The sequence below is a fragment of the Bartonella sp. AP36NXGY genome (genome assembly GCF_042195865.1).
Classification (GTDB): Bacteria; Pseudomonadota; Alphaproteobacteria; order Rhizobiales; family Rhizobiaceae; genus Bartonella.
Genome location: NZ_JBHIPD010000163.1, coordinates 1 through 500, shown reverse-complemented (window position 1 = coordinate 500; position 500 = coordinate 1). Strand labels below are relative to the sequence as shown.

Genomic DNA, 500 nt, shown 5'->3' with positions numbered 1-500 from the left:
AAAAACACAAGGTTTGATATAATATTCTGCCATAGTTTCTATGACGTTCTGCTTGAGCAATTTTCCTTGCTGCGTGAATTTTGAAGTAATGATTATCGGTTTTATCTGTTTCTATTTCAGATTTTGGACAAATCTTCTGTCTGTTCCATTCTTGTTTTGTAAAAACAAAATCCACGCCTTCTTTTAGATCAAGCTTTTCAACACAATCATTAAACCAAGTGGAAAAATCTTGTTTCAAATGTAAGTACCTATGCATTACATGGGCATTGACCATTTGGACATAACCGATTTTGTTGTCTACCTCGTTTTCAGGCGTGAGATATCCTTCACTATGAATATGAGTATCATGTGTGGTCATAAGTTTACTCTAATCAATTATTGATGGGAAAAGGGGAGGCGCTTTTAAAAGCGCCCTTTAGAATTTTTAAAGCACATCACAAGGACGCAAACGGTGTTGTTGTTCATAAGTACCGTAAATCTCATCATTATATTTTTCGTCT

Annotated in this window: 1 protein-coding gene; it reads right to left on the bottom strand. The window is 34.8% G+C overall.

Annotated features, from left to right (window positions below; genetic code table 11):
* The coding region (locus ACFINX_RS10440) for an antA/AntB antirepressor family protein (RefSeq protein WP_375668843.1) at positions 1-358 on the bottom strand (358 nt) is incomplete at its 3' end.
* Positions 359-500: the final 142 nt, after the last annotated feature.